This window comes from Cupriavidus sp. WS (assembly GCF_000395345.1).
Classification (GTDB): domain Bacteria; phylum Pseudomonadota; class Gammaproteobacteria; order Burkholderiales; family Burkholderiaceae; genus Cupriavidus; species Cupriavidus basilensis_B.
Map to the genome: position 1 here is coordinate 14,705 of NZ_AQPL01000169.1, position 18,300 is coordinate 33,004.

Annotated in this window: 14 protein-coding genes; 10 read left to right on the forward strand and 4 right to left on the reverse strand. The window is 69.4% G+C overall.

The window, feature by feature from the left end; translation table 11 throughout:
• Window positions 1-10 precede the first annotated feature (10 nt).
• The 6 genes from clsB (at window position 11) to K206_RS0114720 (ending at window position 8,978) form a co-directional block, all read left to right on the forward strand.
• Window positions 11-1,351, forward strand: a complete 1,341-nt coding sequence (gene clsB, locus K206_RS0114695) for a cardiolipin synthase ClsB (RefSeq protein WP_020203161.1) — start codon at window positions 11-13, stop codon at window positions 1,349-1,351.
• 376 nt (window positions 1,352-1,727) lie between these two features.
• Window positions 1,728-2,318, forward strand: a complete 591-nt coding sequence (locus K206_RS0114700; protein WP_029043643.1) for a TetR/AcrR family transcriptional regulator — start codon at window positions 1,728-1,730, stop codon at window positions 2,316-2,318.
• A 75-nt stretch (window positions 2,319-2,393) separates the two neighbouring features.
• Window positions 2,394-4,181 carry an acyl-CoA dehydrogenase C-terminal domain-containing protein gene (locus K206_RS0114705; protein ID WP_020203163.1) on the forward strand — a complete coding sequence of 596 codons (1,788 nt, stop codon included), beginning with the start codon at window positions 2,394-2,396 and terminating at the stop codon, window positions 4,179-4,181.
• Window positions 4,182-4,427: 246 nt separating this feature from the next.
• Window positions 4,428-6,851: a 3-hydroxyacyl-CoA dehydrogenase/enoyl-CoA hydratase family protein gene (locus K206_RS0114710; RefSeq protein ID WP_020203164.1), complete on the forward strand. Its 2,424-nt coding sequence runs from the start codon at window positions 4,428-4,430 to the stop codon at window positions 6,849-6,851.
• Between the two features lie 18 nt (window positions 6,852-6,869).
• Entirely contained in the window at window positions 6,870-8,069 is a 1,200-nt protein-coding gene (locus K206_RS0114715) for an acetyl-CoA C-acyltransferase (RefSeq protein WP_029043644.1), read from the forward strand.
• Window positions 8,070-8,201: 132 nt separating this feature from the next.
• Complete coding sequence (locus K206_RS0114720) at window positions 8,202-8,978, forward strand: enoyl-CoA hydratase (RefSeq protein WP_020203166.1); 777 nt, start codon at window positions 8,202-8,204, stop codon at window positions 8,976-8,978.
• A gap of 4 nt (window positions 8,979-8,982) precedes the next feature.
• On the opposite strand, the gene K206_RS0114725 is transcribed toward K206_RS0114720, so the two are convergent.
• Complete coding sequence (locus tag K206_RS0114725) at window positions 8,983-11,187, reverse strand: TonB-dependent siderophore receptor (protein ID WP_020203167.1); 2,205 nt, start codon at window positions 11,185-11,187, stop codon at window positions 8,983-8,985.
• A gap of 240 nt (window positions 11,188-11,427) precedes the next feature.
• On the reverse strand, window positions 11,428-11,832 hold the full coding sequence (locus tag K206_RS0114730; protein ID WP_020203168.1) for an acyl-CoA thioesterase: 405 nt from the start codon (window positions 11,830-11,832) through the stop codon (window positions 11,428-11,430).
• 190 nt (window positions 11,833-12,022) lie between these two features.
• Between K206_RS0114730 and K206_RS0114735 the strand changes: the two genes are divergently transcribed.
• The 4 genes from K206_RS0114735 to K206_RS0114750 all read left to right on the forward strand — a co-directional run bounded on the left by K206_RS0114735 (window position 12,023) and on the right by K206_RS0114750 (window position 16,930).
• Window positions 12,023-13,921, forward strand: coding sequence for an ABC transporter ATP-binding protein/permease (locus K206_RS0114735; protein WP_020203169.1), 1,899 nt, complete (start codon window positions 12,023-12,025; stop codon window positions 13,919-13,921).
• A 335-nt stretch (window positions 13,922-14,256) separates the two neighbouring features.
• Window positions 14,257-15,282, forward strand: a complete 1,026-nt coding sequence (locus tag K206_RS0114740; RefSeq protein WP_043366622.1) for an ABC transporter substrate-binding protein — start codon at window positions 14,257-14,259, stop codon at window positions 15,280-15,282.
• The gene (locus K206_RS0114745; RefSeq protein WP_020203171.1) at window positions 15,279-16,142 is read left to right on the forward strand and encodes an ABC transporter ATP-binding protein; all 864 of its coding nucleotides are present in this window, start codon (window positions 15,279-15,281) and stop codon (window positions 16,140-16,142) included. The genes K206_RS0114740 and K206_RS0114745 overlap by 4 nt, the downstream gene beginning before the upstream one ends.
• Before the next feature lie 2 nt (window positions 16,143-16,144).
• On the forward strand, window positions 16,145-16,930 hold the full coding sequence (locus tag K206_RS0114750) for an ABC transporter permease (protein ID WP_081651405.1): 786 nt from the start codon (window positions 16,145-16,147) through the stop codon (window positions 16,928-16,930).
• Window positions 16,931-17,079: 149 nt separating this feature from the next.
• Here the strand turns inward: K206_RS0114750 and K206_RS0114755 are convergent, their stop codons facing one another.
• Complete coding sequence (locus K206_RS0114755) at window positions 17,080-17,541, reverse strand: Lrp/AsnC family transcriptional regulator (protein ID WP_020203173.1); 462 nt, start codon at window positions 17,539-17,541, stop codon at window positions 17,080-17,082.
• 61 nt (window positions 17,542-17,602) lie between these two features.
• The gene (locus K206_RS0114760) at window positions 17,603-18,163 is read right to left on the reverse strand and encodes a cysteine dioxygenase family protein (protein WP_020203174.1); all 561 of its coding nucleotides are present in this window, start codon (window positions 18,161-18,163) and stop codon (window positions 17,603-17,605) included.
• Window positions 18,164-18,300 lie beyond the last annotated feature (137 nt).

Below are 18,300 nucleotides of genomic sequence, written 5' to 3' on the forward strand. Positions count from 1 at the left end.
AATGTGCCCCATGCCGCCGCTTTCGCCCCCGCATCCGCACGCCTGCCCGGTGCCGCCGTCCCGCGCCGGCATCGCCGCGCTGCGCGACGACGCCGACGCGGGCGCGCCGCCGCAGGCGCCGCGCCGGGCCGGCCCGCTGCGCTCCGAGTGGCGCCGCGGCAAGCCGCTCGGCGGCAATGCCGTGCGGCTGCTGCGCGGCGGCGCCGAGTTCTTCCCGGCGCTGATCGCCGCCATCGACCGCGCGGTGTTCTCGGTCTCGCTGGAAACCTATATCTACGCCGACGACGAGGTCGGCGCGGCCGTGACCGGCGCGCTGGTGCGCGCGGCCGCGCGCGGCGTGACCGTGCGGCTGGTGGTGGACGGCTTCGGCGCCGGCGACATGCCGGCCGCGCTGGCCGCGCGCCTGCGCGACGGCGGCGTGGCGCTCAAGGTGTTCCGCCCGCTGCGCGGCTTTCGCCTGGCGCGGCGCAACCTGCGCCGGCTGCACCGCAAGCTTGCCGTGATCGACCAGCAGGTCGGCTTCGTCGGCGGCATCAACATCATCGACGACCACAACCACGGCCCGTTCGAGAGCGCCGGCCTGGGCCCGCGCTACGACTTCGCCGTGGAGGTGCGCGGCCCGCTGGTCGGCCAGATCGCGCTGAGCGCGGAGCGCCTGTGGTGGCAGCTCACGCTGCGCGGCGAGATGCGCAGCGTCGGCCTGGCCGGGGTGGCGGCCGAATTCCCGCTCATCACCGACCTGCCGCTGCCGCGCCAGGACGCGGCCGGCGGCATGCGCGCCGCGCTGCTGCTGCGCGACAACCTGCGCAACCGCCGCGCCATCGAGCGCCAGTACCTGCAGGCGCTGGGCAGCGCGCGGCGCGAGGTCATCATCGCCAATGCGTATTTCCTGCCCGGCTACAAGATGCGCCGCGCGCTGCTGGCCTGCCGCGAGCGCGGCGTGCGGGTGCGCCTGCTGCTGCAGGGCATGGTCGAGTACCGGCTCCAGCACTACGCCACGCATGCGCTCTACGCCACCCTGCTGGCCGCGGGCGTGGAGATCTACGAATATGCCGACAGCTTCCTGCACGCCAAGGTGGCGGTGGTGGACGATGCCTGGGCCACGGTCGGCTCCAGTAATATGGATCCCTTCAGCCTGCTGCTCGCGCGCGAGGCCAACGTCGCGGTCTACGACGCCGGTTTCTGCGCCGGCCTGCGCCAGGAGCTGGAGCGCGCCATCGCCACGCGCAGCAGCGAGGTCAAGGCCGCCACCCACGCGCGCCGCTCCGCGCTGCGCCGCCTGGGTAGCTGGGCGGCGTACATGGTGCTGCGCATCGGCGTGGTGGTGGCGGGGGTGACGGGGCGCTACTGACGCGGCCGGCCAGCCGCCTGCTGCTCTGCGGTGGCGGCGGCGCAGCGAAGCGCGGGCGCGGCGCCGCGTCGCCATGCCCCGGCTTGTTGCGCCGCACCGAACCCGGCCGCTGCGTTTAGAAACGCCGGTCTAATTAAATGCTTGCCGCCGCGGGGCGCCATCACAATAATCTGAACGACCGTTCTTTTTTGCCTTAGACTGCGTGCATTCGCGTCTGCCGGGCAGCGTCTTTCAGGGCCGCCGGGCAGCGTAAATCAGCATTACGTCAGGGTCATTGCGCGGCCGCGAACAGGAATCGCGCCGCCAAGAACGGAGAAAAATCATGCGACACCAGTCTGCCCGTCTCGAATCCGCCGCTTCCGCGTCCCCCGCGCCCATGCGCAAGGGGGAAATGACGCGCGTGGCGATTCTGGATGCCGCGCTGGAACTGTCGTCCCGCGACGGGCTCGAGGGTTTGACCATCGGGCTGCTCGCGGAACGCATGCAGATGAGCAAGAGCGGCGTGTTCGCGCATTTCGGTTCGCGCGAGGACCTGCAGGTGGAAGTGGTGCGCGAGTATCACCGGCGTTTCGAGCAGGAGGTGTTCTACCCCTCGCTGCACGAGCCGCGCGGGCTGCCCCGGCTGCAATCCATGGTGCGGCGCTGGATGGAAAAACGCATCCAGGAAGTGACCACGGGCTGCATCTACATCAGCGGGGCGGTGGAATACGACGACCGCGCGGAAAGCCCGGTGCGTGACGAGCTGGTCAAGAGCGTCACCATCTGGCGCGCCGCGCTCACGCGCGCCATCGACCAGGCCAAGGAAGAGGGGCACCTGCGCGCGGACTGCGATCCGCGCCTGATGCTGTTCGAGATGTACAGCCTTGAGCTAGGCTTGCATCATGACGCCCGCTTCCTGCGCCTGCCCGCCAGCGCCGAGCTTGCGATGGTCGCGCTCAACAAGTTGATCCAGTCTTACCGAACCTGACGCCGCGTGGCGTTCCGTGCCGGGATCGTGCACGGGCGGCGTGGCGGCTTTACAGATACCTCCAAGGAGTCTTTGATGGGCCAGTACACCGCACCGTTGCGCGACATGCAGTTCGTGCTCCATGAATTGCTCGGCGTGGAAGCCGAACTCAAGGCGCTGCCGAAGCACGCCGACGTCGACGCGGAGACCATCAACCAGGTGCTCGAGGAGGCCGGCAAGTTCTGCTCCGAAGTGGTGTTCCCGCTCAACCAGAGCGGCGACCGCGAAGGCTGCACCTATGTCGGCGACGGCGTGGTGACGGCGCCCAAGGGCTTCAGGGAAGCCTACCGCCAGTACGTGGAAGCCGGCTGGCCGGCGCTGGGCTGCGACCCCGAATACGGCGGCCAGGGCCTGCCCATCCTGGTCAACAACGCGCTGTTCGAGATGCTGAACTCGGCCAGCCAGGCGTGGACCATGTACCCCGGCCTGTCGCACGGCGCCTACGAGGCGCTGCACGCGCACGGCACGCCCGAACTGCAGCAGACCTACCTGCCCAAGCTGGTGTCCGGCGAGTGGACCGGCACCATGTGCCTGACCGAGCCGCACTGCGGCACCGACCTCGGCATCCTGCGCAGCAAGGCCGAGCCGCAGGCCGACGGCGCATACCGCATCACCGGCACCAAGATCTTCATCTCGGCCGGCGAGCACGACCTCTCCGACAACATCATCCACCTGGTGCTGGCGCGCCTGCCGGACGCGCCGCAGGGCACCAAGGGCATCTCGCTGTTCGTGGTGCCCAAGTTCATCCCGGACGCGGCCGGCAACCCCGGCGAGCGCAACGGCATCAAGTGCGGCTCGATCGAGCACAAGATGGGCATCCACGGCAACGCCACCTGCGTGATGAACCTGGACGGCGCGCGCGGCTGGATGGTGGGCGAGCCCAACAAGGGCCTCAACGCCATGTTCGTGATGATGAACGCGGCGCGCCTGGGCGTGGGCATGCAGGGCCTGGGCCTGACCGAGGTGGCGTACCAGAACTCGCTGGCCTACGCCAAGGACCGCCTGCAGATGCGCGCGCTGACCGGCCCCAAGGCGCCGGACAAGCCGGCCGATCCGATCATCGTGCACCCGGACGTGCGCCGCATGCTGCTGACGCAGAAGGCCTACGCCGAAGGCGGCCGCGCGTTCAGCTACTGGACCGCGCTGCAGATCGACCGCGAGCTGTCGCACCCGGACGAAACCGTGCGCAAGGAGGCCGGCGACCTGGTGGCGCTGCTCACGCCGGTGATCAAGGCGTTCCTGACCGACAACGCCTTCACCGCCACCAACGAAGGCATGCAGGTGTTCGGCGGCCACGGCTACATCGCCGAGTGGGGCATGGAGCAGTACGTGCGCGACGCCCGCATCAACATGATCTACGAAGGCACCAACACCATCCAGGCGCTGGACCTGCTGGGCCGCAAGATCCTCGGCGACATGGGCGCCAAGCTCAAGGCCTTCGGCAAGATCGTGCAGGAATTCGTCGAGCAGGAGGGCACCAATGAAGCCATGCAGGAGTTCGTCAACCCGCTGGCCGACCTGGGCGACAAGGTGCAGAAGCTGACCATGGAAATCGGCATGAAGGCGATGGCCAACCCCGACGAGGTCGGCGCCGCTGCGGTGCCTTACCTGCGTGTGGTGGGCCACCTGGTGTTCTCGTACTTCTGGGCGCGCATGGCCCGCATCGCGCTGGACAAGGAAGCCGGCGGCGACAAGTTCTACGCCAGCAAGCTGGCCACGGCCCGCTTCTACTTCGCCCGGCTGCTGCCGGAGACCGCCGCCGAGATCCGCAAGGCGCGCGCCGGCTCGGCCAGCCTGATGGCGCTGGACGCGGATCTGTTCTGATCTTCGCGGTTGCCATTGCGCGTGCGCTTCCGGCGATGCGGCAGGTTGGCTCCCCTCTCCCATGCAATGGGAGAGGGGCCGGGGGAGAGGGCCGGCGGTTCGACAGGCGACGTCGCCTGAACGAGCGCCCGCCCTCTCCCCCAACCCCTCTCCCGCAAGCGGGAGAGGGGAGCCAGCCGCCAGCATGACCGGACGCACGCGGGCAACCCCTTCTCTTCTCAACGCTCACTTCTCCTAGGAGCGCGCATGTCCAATTTCATCGTCAAGAAGGTCGCCGTGCTGGGTGCCGGCGTCATGGGGGCGCAGATCGCGGCGCATCTCGTCAACGCCCGCGTGCCGGTGGTGCTGTTCGACCTGCCTGCGAAGGAAGGCCCGAAGAACGGCATTTCGCTCAAGGCCGTCGAGAACCTCAGGAAGCTGTCGCCGGCACCGCTCGGCATCAAGGAAGACGCCGCGCTGATCCGGGTCGCCAACTACGAGGACGACATCGGCCTGCTCAAGGAATGCGACCTCGTGATCGAGGCGATCGCCGAGCGCATGGACTGGAAGCACGACCTGTACAAGAAGGTCGCGCCGCATCTCGCGCCGCACGCGATCTTCGCCACCAATACCTCGGGCCTGTCGATCACCGCGCTGTCGGACGGCTTCGACGCGGACCTCAAGTCGCGCTTCTGCGGCGTGCACTTCTTCAACCCGCCGCGCTACATGCATCTGGTCGAGCTGATCCCGACCGCCGCCACGCAGCCGGCCATCCTGGACCGCCTGGAAACGTTCCTCACTTCCACGCTCGGCAAGGGCGTGGTGCGCGCCAGGGACACGCCCAATTTCATCGCCAACCGCGTCGGCATCTTCTCGATCCTGGCGGTGTTCGCCGAGGCCGAGAAGTACGGCATCCCGTTCGACGTGGTGGACGACCTGACCGGCGCCAAGCTGGGCCGCGCCAAGTCCGCCACCTTCCGCACCGCCGACGTGGTGGGCCTGGACACGATGGCCCACGTCATCAAGACCATGCAGGACACGCTGCAGGACGACCCGTTCGCGCCGGTCTACAAGACGCCGGCCGTGCTCAAGGGGCTGGTGGACGCGGGCGCGCTGGGGCAGAAGACCGGCGCCGGCTTCTACAAGAAGGAAGGCAAGGCCATCAAGGTGCTGGACCCGAAGACCGGCCAGTACGTCGACGCCGGCAAGAAGGCCGACGAGATCGTGGTGCGCATGCTGAAGAAGGAGCCGGCCGAGCGCATCAAGCTGCTGCGCGAGTCAACCAACCCGCAGGCGCAGTTCCTGTGGGCGGTGTTCCGCGACGTGTTCCACTACATCGCCGTGTATCTCGAGCAGATCGCTGGCTCGGCCGCCGACATCGACCTGGCGATCCGCTGGGGCTTCGGCTGGAATTCCGGTCCGTTCGAGGACTGGCAGTCGGCAGGATGGAAGCAGGTGGCCGACTGGGTGAAGGAAGACGTGGATGCGGGCAAGGCGCTGGCGAAGGTCGCGCTGCCGGCATGGGTGTTCTCCGGCCCCGTGGCCGAGGCCCAGGGCGTGCATGGCGCGCAGGGCTCGTGGTCGCCCGCGGCCAACGCCTTCGTCAAGCGAGCCGAGCTGCCTGTCTATCAGCGCCAGGTGTTCCGCGCCGCCCTGAAGGGCACGGCCGCGGCCGATCCGCGCAAGGCCGGCCGCACCGTGGAGGAGAACGACGCGGTGCGCATCTGGGTGAGCGAAGGCCAGGACGACGTGCTGGTGGTCTCGTTCAAGAGCAAGATGAACACCATCGGGCCGGACGTGATCGCCGGCCTCACGCGCGCGGTCGACCTCGCCGAGGCCGGGTACAAGGGCCTGGTGGTGTGGCAGCCGACCTCGCTGCAACTGGGCGCGCCGGGCGGCCCGTTCTCCGCGGGCGCCAACCTGGAAGCCGCGATGCCGGCCTTCATGATGGGCGGCGCCAAGGGGATCGAGCCCTTCGTCAAGACGTTCCAGGACGGCATGATGCGCGTGAAGTACAGCGCCGTGCCGGTGGTGGCGGCGGCGTCCGGCATCGCGCTGGGCGGCGGCTGCGAGCTGATGCTGCATTCGGCGGCGCGCGTGGCCGCGCTGGAGACCTACGTCGGCCTGGTGGAGGTGGGCGTCGGGCTGGTGCCGTCCGGCGGCGGGCTGAAGGAGGCGGTGCTGGCCGCGGCGCGCGCGGCGCAGGCCGCCGGCAGCACCAACTACCTGCAGTTCGTCACCGGCCGCTTCCAGAGCGCGGCCACGGCCAAGGTCTCGGCCTCGGCGCTGGAGGCGCGCGCGATGGGCTACCTGCAGCCGTCGGACGCCATCGTCTTCAACGTGCACGAGCTGCTGCACGTGGCGCAGAACACCGTGCGCGCGCTGGCCGACGCCGGCTACCGCGCGCCGCTGCCGGCGCTGGTGCCGGTGGCGGGCCGCTCGGGCATCGCCACCATCAAGGCGCAGCTGGCCAACATGCGCGACGGCGGCTTCATCTCCGCGCACGACTTCCTGATCGCCAGCCGCATCGCCGAGGTGGTGTGCGGCGGCGACGTGGAGGCCGGCTCGCTGGTCAGCGAGGAATGGCTGCTGGCGCTGGAGCGCCGCGCCTTTGTCGATCTGCTCGGCACGGGCAAGACCCAGGAACGCATCATGGGCATGCTGCAGACCGGCAAGCCGGTGCGCAACTAAGGCAAGCGAGGAACCGACATCATGAAACAACTGCAAGACGCATACATCGTTGCCGCGACCCGCACGCCGATCGGCAAGGCGCCCAAGGGCGCGTTCAGGAACACCCGGCCGGACGACCTGCTGGCCACCATCCTGCGCGCGGCCGTGGCGCAGGTGCCCGGGCTCGATCCCGCGCTGATCGAGGACGCCATCGTCGGCTGCGCGATTCCCGAGGCCCAGCAGGGCCTGAACGTGGCGCGCATCGGCGCGCTGCTGTCGGGCCTGCCGGTCAGCGTGGGCGGCATCACGGTCAACCGCTTCTGCGCCTCGGGCCTGTCGGCGGTGGCGATGGCGGCCGACCGCATCCGCGTGGGCGAGTCCGACGTGATGATCGCCGCCGGCGTGGAGTCGATGAGCATGGTGCCGATGATGGGCAACTCGCCGTCGATGTCGCCGTCGATCTTCGCGCGCGACGAGAACATCGGCATCGCCTACGGCATGGGCCTGACCGCCGAGAAGGTGGCCAGTCAGTGGCAGGTCAGCCGCGAGGACCAGGATGCGTTCTCGCTGGCCTCGCACCAGAAGGCGATCCGCGCGCAGCAGGCCGGCGAGTTCGCCGACGAGATCACGCCGGTGGAGATCGTGGAGAAATTCCCCGACCTCGCCACCGGGCAGGTCGACGTCAAGACGCGCACCATCGCGCTCGACGAAGGCCCGCGCCCGGAGACCTCGCTCGAAGGCCTGGCCCGGCTGCGCCCGGTGTTCGCCAGCAAGGGCAGCGTCACCGCCGGCAACAGCTCGCAGACCTCGGACGGCGCCGGCGCGCTGATCCTGGTCTCGGAGAAGATCCTCAAGCAGTTCAACCTGGTGCCGCTGGCGCGCTTCGTCTCGTTCGCGGTGCGCGGCGTGCCGCCCGAGATCATGGGCATCGGCCCCAAGGAAGCGATTCCGGCCGCGCTCAAGGCGGCGGGCCTGACCCAGGACCGGATCGACTGGATCGAGCTCAACGAAGCCTTCGCCGCGCAGGCGCTGGCGGTGACGCGCGACCTCGGCCTGGACCCGGACAAGGTCAACCGCATGGGCGGCGCCATCGCGCTGGGCCACCCGCTCGGCGCCACCGGCGCGATCCGCTCGGCCACCGTGGTGCACGCGCTGCGCCGCCACGACCTGAAGTACGGCATGGTGACGATGTGCGTGGGCACCGGCATGGGCGCGGCGGGGATTTTCGAGCGCGTCTGAACGCGCCGCAGGCGACGTAGTCGAGACGGGCCACGGAACACGGACTCGCGCCGTGCCGCCGTGGCCCGTCCTGCCATTCTTCCGGCCCGTTGCGCGACCGGGCCGGGCTGGCCAGCAAGGAGCGGACATTCCATGAGCATTCTCACCACCATCGGGCAGGGCATCCTGACCATCGAGTTCGACCGGCTCGACAAGAAGAACGCCATCACCGCGGCGATGTACCAGGCGATGGCCGACGCGCTGCGCGCGGCCGAGACCGACCCGGCCGTGCGCGTGGTGCTGCTGCGCGGCAAGCCCGAGGTCTTCACCGCCGGCAACGATCTAGACGACTTCATGAAGCGCCCGCCCACCGGCGGCGAGGGCGAGCCGCCGGCGCCGGTGTTCCAGTTCCTGCAGCAGATCAGCCAGGCCGGCAAGCCGCTGGTGGCCGCGGTGAGCGGACCGGCGGTCGGCGTGGGCACCACCATGCTGCTGCATTGCGACCTGGTCTACGCCTCCGAGACGGCGCGGCTGTCGCTGCCGTTCGCGCAGCTCGGGCTGTGCCCGGAAGCGGCCTCGAGCCTGTTGCTGCCGCGCCTGCTGGGCTACCAGCGCGCCGCGGAAAAGCTGCTGCTGGGCGAAGCCTTCGGCGCGCACGAAGCGCAGCAGATCGGGCTGGTCACGCGCGTGCTGCCGGTGGCCGAGCTGCACGAGTTCGCGCTGCAGCAGGCGCGCAAGCTGGCCGCGCTGCCGGCCTCGTCGCTGCGCGCGACCAAGCGCCTGATGAAGGGCGGCGACATGGCCGCGGTGCAGGCGCGGATGCAGGAGGAAGGCGAGACGTTCCGGCGCATGCTGCAGGCGCCGGAGGCGAAGGAGGCCTTCACCGCGTTCTTCGAGAAGCGCCGCCCGGATTTCTCGCGCTTCGACTGACGCGTCAGAACGAGTAGACCGCGCTCAGGACGGCGGCGCGGCCGTCGCCGTATTCGAGCGCCGACGAGCGCGAGGCGCTGCCCAGCGACTGCCGCACCCGCTCTACGTAGGCCTTGTTGAACAGGTTGTCGATGTTCAGCTGGAACCGGAGGCGCTTGTTCGGCGCATAGCCGAGCATGGCGTTGTGCACCAAATAGCTGCCGAGCTTGCCGTCGCCGGCCGAGGTCACGTTGCGCCTGCCGACGTAGCGCGCGCCGTAGCCCACGGTCCAGCCGGCCGCAAGCTGGTAGGTGGTCCACAAGCTGAGCGAATGCGCCGGCGTGTTGGCCAGCGCCTTGCCTTCGCGCGCGGGCGCGAGAGGCGACCGGCGCGTCGCGCTGTTCAGGTAGGTGTAGCTGGCCAGCAGGTCCCATTGCGGCGTCAGCTTGCCGGCCGCGCCCAGTTCCACGCCGCGCACGCGCTGCTTGCCCGCCAGCGCGTAGCTGCCGTCGGCCAGCCGTTCGCGCGCATTGTTCTTGTCGACCTGGAACAGCGCCGCGTTCATGCTCAGGCGCCGCGCCAGGAATCCCCATTTGGTGCCGACCTCGAAGGTCCTGTTCTTTTCCGGCGCGAGCGAGGCCGTGTTCTTGTCCACGCCCGAGCCGGTGGTGACGAGATGCTCGGCGGACGGATTGAAGGCGGTGCCATAGGCGGCATAGACGCGGCCGTTGTCCGTGGGCTTGAAGACCACGCCCGCGCGCGTGCTGAGCTGGCGGTCGGCGCTGTCCGCGCGCTCGGTGGGTTTGCCCGCCGGCGTGCTTTGCGAACTGCCGTCCATCCAGTCGTAGCGCATGCCCAGGCTCAGGTCCCAGGCCTTGCCCAGGGCGATGGTGTCGAGCGCGTAGAGCGCCTTCACGTCGAGCCAGGTCCGGTTGTAGCCGCTGTCCTGCCGGTTGGCCGGGCCGCTCCAGAAGCCGGGCGGGTTGCGCAGGTCGTAGCCGCCGGCGGGGTAGTGGCCGGAGAGATTGTAGGAATAGGTGCCGCGCTCGTAGGTCTCGCGCGAGATCTCGAAGCCGCCGACCAGCGTGTGCGCCAGCCCGAAGGTATCGAACCGGCCGGTCAGGTTGGTCTGGTTGATCCACATGGCGGTGGTCGAATCGCGGCCGTAGCCCTGCGGGCCGGCCGGCTTGTAGCGCCCGGGCGGCAGCCCGGTCTGGTCGACGTGCGAGGCCGAGATGACGGTGTCGCGGTGCAGGCGCGAGTAGCGCGTCAGGTTCTGCAGCTTGAGCCTGTCGCTGAACTCGTGTTCGAGCCGGGCGGTGATCGCGTCGGTGGTGATGTCTTCCTTGTCGAGGTTGCGCCAGCCGAAGTAGCCGTGGCGGCCCGCGCCGGCCAGCGGGTGGCCGTTGAGCGCCGGCACGCCGTAGTCGGGCAGGTTGTCGTCGCGCTGGTGGAAGTAGCTCAGGGTCAGCTGCGTGGGCGATCGCAGGCCGAACACGACCGACGGCGCGACGCCCCAGCGGCGCCGGTCGACCGGGCCGCGGCCCGGCACGTCGTTCTCGTGCGCCATCAGGTTCAGGCGCACCGCGGTCGATGCCGCGCCCCACGGCAGCACCTGGTTGGTGTCCAGCGTCAGGCGGCGGAAATTGTCGGTGCCGAGGCCCGCGCCGGCGTGCGTGAAGCTGTCCGCCCCGGGCTGCTTGCTGATCATGTTGATGCTGCCGCCGGTGGTGCCGGCGCCGCCGAACACCGAGTTCGGCCCCTTGATGACCTCGACCGCCTCCAGGTTGAACAGGTCGCTGCGGTTGTTCTGGCCACTGTCGCGCAGGCCGTCGACCTGCATGTTGGCGTTGGCGCTGAAGCCGCGGATGTTGATGCTGTCGCCCGAGCCGCCGCCGCCCTCGCCGGCGTTGAAGGTGATGCCGGAAACGTTGGACAGCACCTGCCGCAGGCTCAGCGCGTTCTGCTCCTCCATCACCTGCCGCGGCACCACCGAGATGGTCTGGGGCGTGTCCAGCAGCGGCATCGCGTACTTGGCCGAGCCCGAGGCGTCCACCTTGGCGCCCGGCAGGAGCGATTCGCGCAGCGTGACCGTTTCCAGCTCGACGTGCCGGCCTCGCCGTTCGCGGTCCTCGGCCAGGACCGGCGCGGCGCAGGCCGCCATCGCCAGCACGGTGCAAGCCAGGGGGCGGCGCGGCGGCAGCGCGACGGATTTTATGTAGCTGCTCATTCTTTGCTCCAGAAACACGGTTGATAATCATTCGCATTTAAGGATCGAAAGACAGGCCGGGGACTCGGAAGCAGCCCAATTCACGGAGGGAAATTTCCGCTTTTCAACCGGAGAGCGTGCACCTGCCGGGTGGCCGGCCGCGCGCCGGCGGCGCTGTCGATGGTGCTGGCGGCGTGCCCGCGGGGATTCCCGCGAGGATTCAGGCGGCGGCCTGGGCGGCAGTCCGGCCGGGGAGGGCGGTCAGATCGCCGGCAGCACGCGCGGCTGCCGGCTGTCGTCGGTCGCCACGTAGGTCAGCGTGGCTTCCGTGACCTTGACGATCTCGTTGCTGTGGCGCATGCGTTGCGCGTAGACCTCCACCGACACCGTGATCGAGGTGCGGCCGGTCTTCTCGATGTCGGCGTAGAAGCTCACCAGGTCGCCGACGAAGACGGGATGCTTGAACAGGAACGAGTTGACCGCCACCGTGGCCACGCGGCCCTGGGCGCGCTCGACCGCGGGGATCGAGCCGGCCAGGTCGACCTGCGCCATGATCCAGCCGCCGAACACGTCGCCGTGCACGTTGGCGTCGGCCGGCATGGGGACGACGCGCAGCGCGGGATATTTGCCGGGCGGCAGGCAGGGGTGGTCGATGGCTTGGGTCATGATGGCTGGGGCAGAAGAGACAGGGTTGGGGCGGCGCCGTGCCGCGGGGCCGGGCGATGCGTGCCGGAGTGCGTTGGCCGCCGTGCGGCGCCGGCATCGCGGCGTGGCCGCGGTCGGGCGGATGCGATGGTGGCGCCGGCCAGCCGGGCCGATCTCTGCCACAATCGCATATTCGCCCGAATTCTAACGTATGCGACGCTATTCCCCGCCGGCCGAGCCGTCCCCCGCCCGGCCCGCTTCCTCCCTGTTCGCCAAGTCCGGCGTGCCACGCAGCGACTGGCAGACCGTGCGCAATCTGCTGCCCTACGTATGGCACTACAAATGGCGCGTGATGCTGGCGCTGGTCTGCCTGGTGGCGGCCAAGGTGGCCAACCTCGGCGTGCCGGTGCTGATGAAGAAGCTGGTGGACAACATGAACGTGCCCGCCGGCAGCGCCGCCGCGCTGCTGGTGGTGCCGGTCGGGCTGATCGTGGCCTATGGCGTGCTGCGGCTGTCCGGTACGCTGTTCACGGAGCTGCGCGAGATATTGTTCGCCAAGGTCACGCAGAGCGCGGTGCGCGAGATCGCGCTGCAGGTGTTCCGCCACCTGCACGCGCTGTCGCTGCGCTTTCACCTGGAGCGGCAGACCGGCGGCATGAGCCGCGACATCGAGCGCGGCACGCGCGGCATCCAGTCGCTGATCTCGTATTCGCTCTACAGCATCCTGCCGACCCTGGTCGAGATGGGGCTGGTGATGGGCTTCTTCATCCTGCACTACGACATCTGGTTCGCCGCCATCACCGGCTGCGCGCTGGTGAGCTACATCGTCTTCACCATCGTGGTGACGGAGTGGCGCACGCACTTCCGCCGCAGGATGAACGAGCTGGATTCGCGCGCCAACCAGAAGGCGATCGACTCGCTGCTCAACTTCGAGACCGTCAAGTACTTCGGCAACGAGGAATACGAGGCGCGCCGCTACGACGAGAACCTGCTGACCTACCGCTCGGCGGCGATCCGCTCGCAGAACTCGCTGTCCTTCCTCAACTTCGGCCAGCAGGCCATCATCGCCACCGGGCTGATCCTGATCCTGTGGCGCGCCACCGTGGGCGTGGCCGCGGGCAAGCTCACGCTGGGCGACCTGGTGCTGGTCAATACGCTGATGATCCAGCTCTACATCCCGCTGAACTTCCTCGGCGTGATCTACCGCGAGATCAAGCAGGCCACCACCGACATGGACCGCATGTTCGTGCTGCTGGGCACCAACCGCGAGGTGGCCGACGCGCCGGGCGCGCCGGCGCTGCGCGTGCAGGGCGCGGCGGTGCGCTTCGCCCACGTGGGCTTCGGCTACGAGAGCAACCGCACCATCCTCGACGACGTCGACTTCACCATCGCGGCGGGGACCACCACCGCGGTGGTGGGGCACAGCGGCTCGGGCAAGTCCACGCTGGCGCGGCTGCTGTTCCGCTTCTACGACGTGGGCAGCGGCGCCATCGAGATCGACGGGCAGGACATCCGCGCGGTCACGCAGGACAGCCTGCGCCGCGCCATCGGCATCGTGCCGCAGGACACCGTGCTGTTCAACGACAGCATCTACTACAACATCGCCTACGGCCGGCCCGAAGCCAGCCACGAGGAAGTCATCGCGGCCGCGCGCGCGGCGCAGATCGACACCTTCATCCGCGAGCTGCCGCAAGGCTACGACACGCCCGTGGGCGAGCGCGGCCTCAAGCTCTCGGGCGGCGAGAAGCAGCGCGTGGCGATCGCGCGCACGCTGCTCAAGAACCCGCCCATCCTGGTGTTCGACGAAGCCACCTCGGCGCTCGACTCGCGCACCGAACAGGCCATCCAGGCCGAGCTGATCCGCCTGGCGCAGAACCGCACCACGCTGCTGATCGCGCACCGGCTCTCGACCGTGGTGCACGCCGACCAGATCCTGGTGATGGACCACGGCCGCGTGGTCGAGCGCGGCACCCATGCCGAGCTGATGCGCATGGATGGCCGCTACGCCGAGATGTGGCGTATCCAGGCGCGCAGCGCCGCGCAGAACGCCACGCCGGTGGAAGACGCGACGCTGGCCGTCGAGGCCGGCGACGCCACGCAGGACGCCTGAACATCTGATTGCCTGAAGCGGCGGCGGGGCGGACACGCCCGGCGCGCGCAATTCGCGCAATTCGCGCAATCCGCGCGCGCGGATTGCCGACAATCCGGCGCGGCAAACGGCGCCGGCGCATCGGCTTGCGCAAGTCCGGTTCGACAAACCGATGCGGGCTCGCCCAGGCCTGGTGCGCCTTCGCATGGCATGCCGCTTGCAGACGGACTCTCCACGAAAACGATCAACAGGAGAGAGAGTCCATGCCGCAATCCCGTGCCGCCAACCCGATCGAAGTCATTGCCGCCGCCACCGCCGCGCCGGCCGCGTCCGCCGCGCCAACGCTGGGCCGCCGCATGCTGCGGCTCGGCATGGCGCTCGGCACCGCGCTGGTGCTGTCGACGCAATTCGCCGGCCACGCGCATGCCCAGACCAAGGTCCGCTTCCAGCTCGACTGGCGTTTCGAGGGGCCGTCCGCGCTGTTCCTGCTGGGCGAGCAGAAGGGCTACTTCAAGGCCGAGAAGCTCGACGTGTCGATCGACGCCGGCAACGGCTCGGGCAACGTGGTCAACCGCGTAGCCTCCGGCACCTACGACATGGGCTTCGCCGACCTGGCCTCGGTGATGGAGTTCTACGGCAACAACCCGGACGCGCGCAACAAGCCGGTGGCCGTGATGATGGTCTACAACAACACGCCGGCGGCCGTGCTGGCGCTGAAGAAGTCCGGCATCAAGGCGCCGCGCGACCTGGCCGGCAAGAAGCTCGGCGCGCCGGTGTTCGACGCCGGGCGCCGCGCCTTCCCGATCTTCGCCAGGGCCAACGGGCTGCAGGCGGCGAGTTTCAACTGGCAGGCGATGGATCCGGCCCTGCGCGAGACCATGCTCGCGCGCGGCGACCTCGACGCCATCACCGGCTTCTCGTTCACCTCCATCCTCAACCTCAATGCGCGCGGCGTGAAGGACGAGGACATCGTGGTGCTGCCGTATCCGCAGTACGGCGTGAAGCTGTACGGCAACGCGGTGATCGCCTCGGAGGAATTCATCAAGAAGAACCCGGAAGCCGTGAAGGCCTTCCTGCGCGCGTTCGCCAGGTCCGCGCGCGACGTGATCGCCCGGCCCGAGGACGGCGTCAAGGCGGTCAAGGCGCGCGACGGCATCATCGACGAAAAGCTCGAGGTCCGGCGCCTGAAGCTGGCGCTGGACAGCGTGGTCAAGTCGCCCGACGCGCGCGCCGAGGGCTTCGGCCGCGTCAGCAAGCCGCGCCTGTCGCTGATGGCGTCGCAGGTGGCCGACGCGTTCGGCACCAAAGGCCGCATCGATCCCGACGCGCTGTGGACCGATGCCTACCTGCCCTCGGCCGCCGAACTGGACGTGCTGCGATGACGGCCGGACACGCATCGCCGCGCGCGCTGGCGCCGGCCGAACCCGCGGAACCGGCGGAACCGGCGGACAGGCCCTTCGTCGAGTTCAACCGCGTGTGGCTGGCCTATAACGACGAGCTGGCCCGCAAGGGCGAGTTCGCCGTCGAGGACATCTCGCTGCAGGTCGAGCCCGGCGAGTTCATCGCCATCGTCGGGCCTTCTGGCTGCGGCAAGTCCACCTTCATGAAGCTGGCCACCGGCCTGCGGCCGGCCACGCGCGGCGTGGTCAGGATCGCCGGCCGGAAGGTGAGCGGGCCGCTCAACATGGTCGGCATGGCGTTCCAGGCGCCGACGCTGCTGCCGTGGCGCACCACGCTGCAGAACGTGATGCTGCCGCTGGAGATCGTCGAGCCCTACCGCGCCACGCTGCGCGAAAAGCGCGAGGAATACACGGCGCGCGCGCGCGACCTGCTGCGCACGGTGGGGCTGGCCGGCTACGAGGACAAGTATCCGTGGCAGCTTTCCGGCGGCATGCAGCAGCGCGCCTCGATCTGCCGCGCGCTGATCCACGAGCCGCGCATGCTGCTGCTCGACGAGCCGTTTGGCGCGCTCGACGCCTTCACGCGCGAGGAGCTGTGGTGCGTGCTGCGCGACCTGTGGCAGGCGCGGCGCTTCAACGTGATCCTGGTCACGCACGACCTGCGCGAGGCGGTGTTCCTGGCCGACACCGTGTACGTGATGAGCCAGCGCCCCGGGCGCATCCTCACGCGCAAGGAGATCGGCCTGCCGCGCCCGCGCGACCTCGACCTGACCTATACCGAACCCTTCGCCGATCTGGTCCACGCGCTGCGCGAGAAGATCGGCCACGTGAGGCAGCACTGACCATGAGCACCTTCTCTTCCCCGATGAGCGCCGCGCGGCAGCGCCGCGTGCAGCGCGTGGCGCCGTGGCTGCTGCTGGCCGCGGTCCTGGCGCTGTGGCAGGGCGCGTGCCTGGCGTTCGACCTGTCGGACTTCATCCTGCCCAGCCCGCGCGCGATCGTCGCCGCGCTGTTCGAATACTGGGACGTGATCGCCGGGCATGCCTGGCGCACCTTCTGGACCACGATGGTCGGCTTCGCCCTGGCCATCGTGGTGGGCGTGGCGCTGGGGCTGGTGATGGGCTCGTCGAAGCTGGCCTACGCCGCGGGCTATCCGCTGATGACGGCGTTCAACGCGCTGCCCAAGGCCGCCTTCGTGCCGATCCTGGTGGTGTGGTTCGGCCTCGGCGCCGGCCCGGCCATCCTGACCGCGTTCCTGATCTCGTTCTTCCCGATCATGGTCAACATCGCCACCGGCCTGGCCACGCTCGAGCCCGAGCTGGAGGACGTGCTGCGCGTGCTTGGCGCAAAGCGCACCGACGTGCTGCTCAAGATCGGCCTGCCGCGCTCGATGCCGTTCTTCTTCGCCTCGCTCAAGGTGGCCATCACGCTGGCCTTCGTCGGCACCACCGTGTCGGAGATGAACGCCGCCAACGAAGGCATCGGCTACCTGCTGGTGTCGGCCGGCTCGGCCATGAAGATGCCGCTGGCCTTCGCCGGGCTGGTGGTGATCGCCGTGATGGCGATGGTGATGTACGAGTTCTTCGCGGTGGTGGAGCGGCGGATGACGGGGTGGGCCAATCGCGGGTGAGGCGATGGGGCGATGCGGCGCCTGACGTGGCCGAGGCGGCGTCCGGGGTTTGCTCCCTCTCCCGCTCGCGGGAGAGGGAGGACGCCTTGCCTGGGCCAGCTCGCGCGGCGCTGGCGCATCCTTTCGGCTTCGCTGGATGGCGCGGAGATCTAGTCGGCGTAATCCAGCGGCAGCGCGGTGGTGTACTTGATCTGCTCCATCGCGAAGCTGGAGCTGACGTCGGCCAGCTCCGCGCCCTGGATCAGCTTCTTGTAGACGCGGTCGTAGGCGGCGATGTCCGGCACCACCACGCGCAGCAGGTAGTCGGTGTCTCCCGCCATGCGGTAGAACTCGGTGACTTCGGGGATCGAGGCGACCAGCTCGTGAAAGGTCTTGAGCCACCTGGCGCTGTGCTGGTTGGTGCGGACCGAGACGAACACGGTCACGCCCACGTTGAGCAGGGCCGGGTCGAGCAGCGCCACGCGCTTGCGGATCACGCCGCTTTCCTCCAGCTTCTGCACGCGCCGCCAGCACGGCGTGGAGGTCAGGCCGACGCGCTCGCCGAGTTCGGCCACCGGCACGGTGGCGTCTTCCTGCAGGGCGGCGAGTATCTGGCGGTCGTAGCGGTCCATGTTCGGGCGGTGTTTCCTGGCATGCAGCGTGACAGGTGCCCGGCCGCGCGCCGGCCCGGAATCAGGCCGCGTCGACCAGCAGGTTCACACCGCTGCCGATGTGTTCCTGGTCCACCCCGTAGATGTGCAGCGACACGGCTACCTCGGTGCCGTCGTTGCCGAGCGCGTGGATGTGGCGCAGGCCGGCCGGCACGCTGAAGGTGTCGCCCGCCGCGCGCGGCATTTCGCCGCACAGCCGCGCGCGCCGCGCCTGCGCGTCCCAGCGGTAGTGGCGCTCGTGCAGCGTGCCTTGCAGCACGCGGTAGGCGCACCAGGTCTGGTGGCCGTGCACCGGGCTGTGCTGGCCGGGCCGCCACACCAGCAGCATGGCCGCGTAGCGCGCCAGCGGGTCGGCGTGCACCAGGTGGCGCACATAGCCGTGCGGCGAGCCGGCGCGCAGCGGTTCGGGCAGCAGCGCCAGCAGCGCGGCGGCGTCCGGCAGGCTGTCCTCGATGCCCTGCGCCACCAGGCGCGCGCTGGCCGCGAACGCCGAGGACATGCCCGCGGACAGCGGAGCGAACAGGCCGGGATGCGGGGTCTGGCGGTGGGCGGCATCGGCCGCGCCGGCTTGCTGGGTGGCCATGTCGGGCTCCTTGTTGGTCTGCGACCATCATAGCGCCGGGCCTTTAGCAAACACGTGCGTCTTGTCGTGCAAATCTGCCTGGAAGTGTAATCTGATTCTACTAAAACGCAAGAAGGTGGAATTGCATTCCCGCGGCC

What these genes read in the sequence shown, in the direction of transcription:
- clsB (WP_020203161.1), top strand. Translation starts at nt 11, where the DNA reads ATGCCGCCGCTTTCGCCCCCGCATCCGCACGCCTGCCCGGTGCCGCCG.
- K206_RS0114700 (WP_029043643.1), top strand. Translation starts at nt 1,728, where the DNA reads ATGCGCAAGGGGGAAATGACGCGCGTGGCGATTCTGGATGCCGCGCTG.
- K206_RS0114705 (WP_020203163.1), top strand. Translation starts at nt 2,394, where the DNA reads ATGGGCCAGTACACCGCACCGTTGCGCGACATGCAGTTCGTGCTCCAT.
- K206_RS0114710 (WP_020203164.1), top strand. Translation starts at nt 4,428, where the DNA reads ATGTCCAATTTCATCGTCAAGAAGGTCGCCGTGCTGGGTGCCGGCGTC.
- K206_RS0114720 (WP_020203166.1), top strand. Translation starts at nt 8,202, where the DNA reads ATGAGCATTCTCACCACCATCGGGCAGGGCATCCTGACCATCGAGTTC.
- K206_RS0114725 (WP_020203167.1), bottom strand. Translation starts at nt 11,187, where the DNA reads ATGAGCAGCTACATAAAATCCGTCGCGCTGCCGCCGCGCCGCCCCCTG.
- K206_RS0114730 (WP_020203168.1), bottom strand. Translation starts at nt 11,832, where the DNA reads ATGACCCAAGCCATCGACCACCCCTGCCTGCCGCCCGGCAAATATCCC.
- K206_RS0114735 (WP_020203169.1), top strand. Translation starts at nt 12,023, where the DNA reads ATGCGACGCTATTCCCCGCCGGCCGAGCCGTCCCCCGCCCGGCCCGCT.
- K206_RS0114740 (WP_043366622.1), top strand. Translation starts at nt 14,257, where the DNA reads ATGCTGCGGCTCGGCATGGCGCTCGGCACCGCGCTGGTGCTGTCGACG.
- K206_RS0114745 (WP_020203171.1), top strand. Translation starts at nt 15,279, where the DNA reads ATGACGGCCGGACACGCATCGCCGCGCGCGCTGGCGCCGGCCGAACCC.
- K206_RS0114750 (WP_081651405.1), top strand. Translation starts at nt 16,145, where the DNA reads ATGAGCACCTTCTCTTCCCCGATGAGCGCCGCGCGGCAGCGCCGCGTG.
- K206_RS0114755 (WP_020203173.1), bottom strand. Translation starts at nt 17,541, where the DNA reads ATGGACCGCTACGACCGCCAGATACTCGCCGCCCTGCAGGAAGACGCC.
- K206_RS0114760 (WP_020203174.1), bottom strand. Translation starts at nt 18,163, where the DNA reads ATGGCCACCCAGCAAGCCGGCGCGGCCGATGCCGCCCACCGCCAGACC.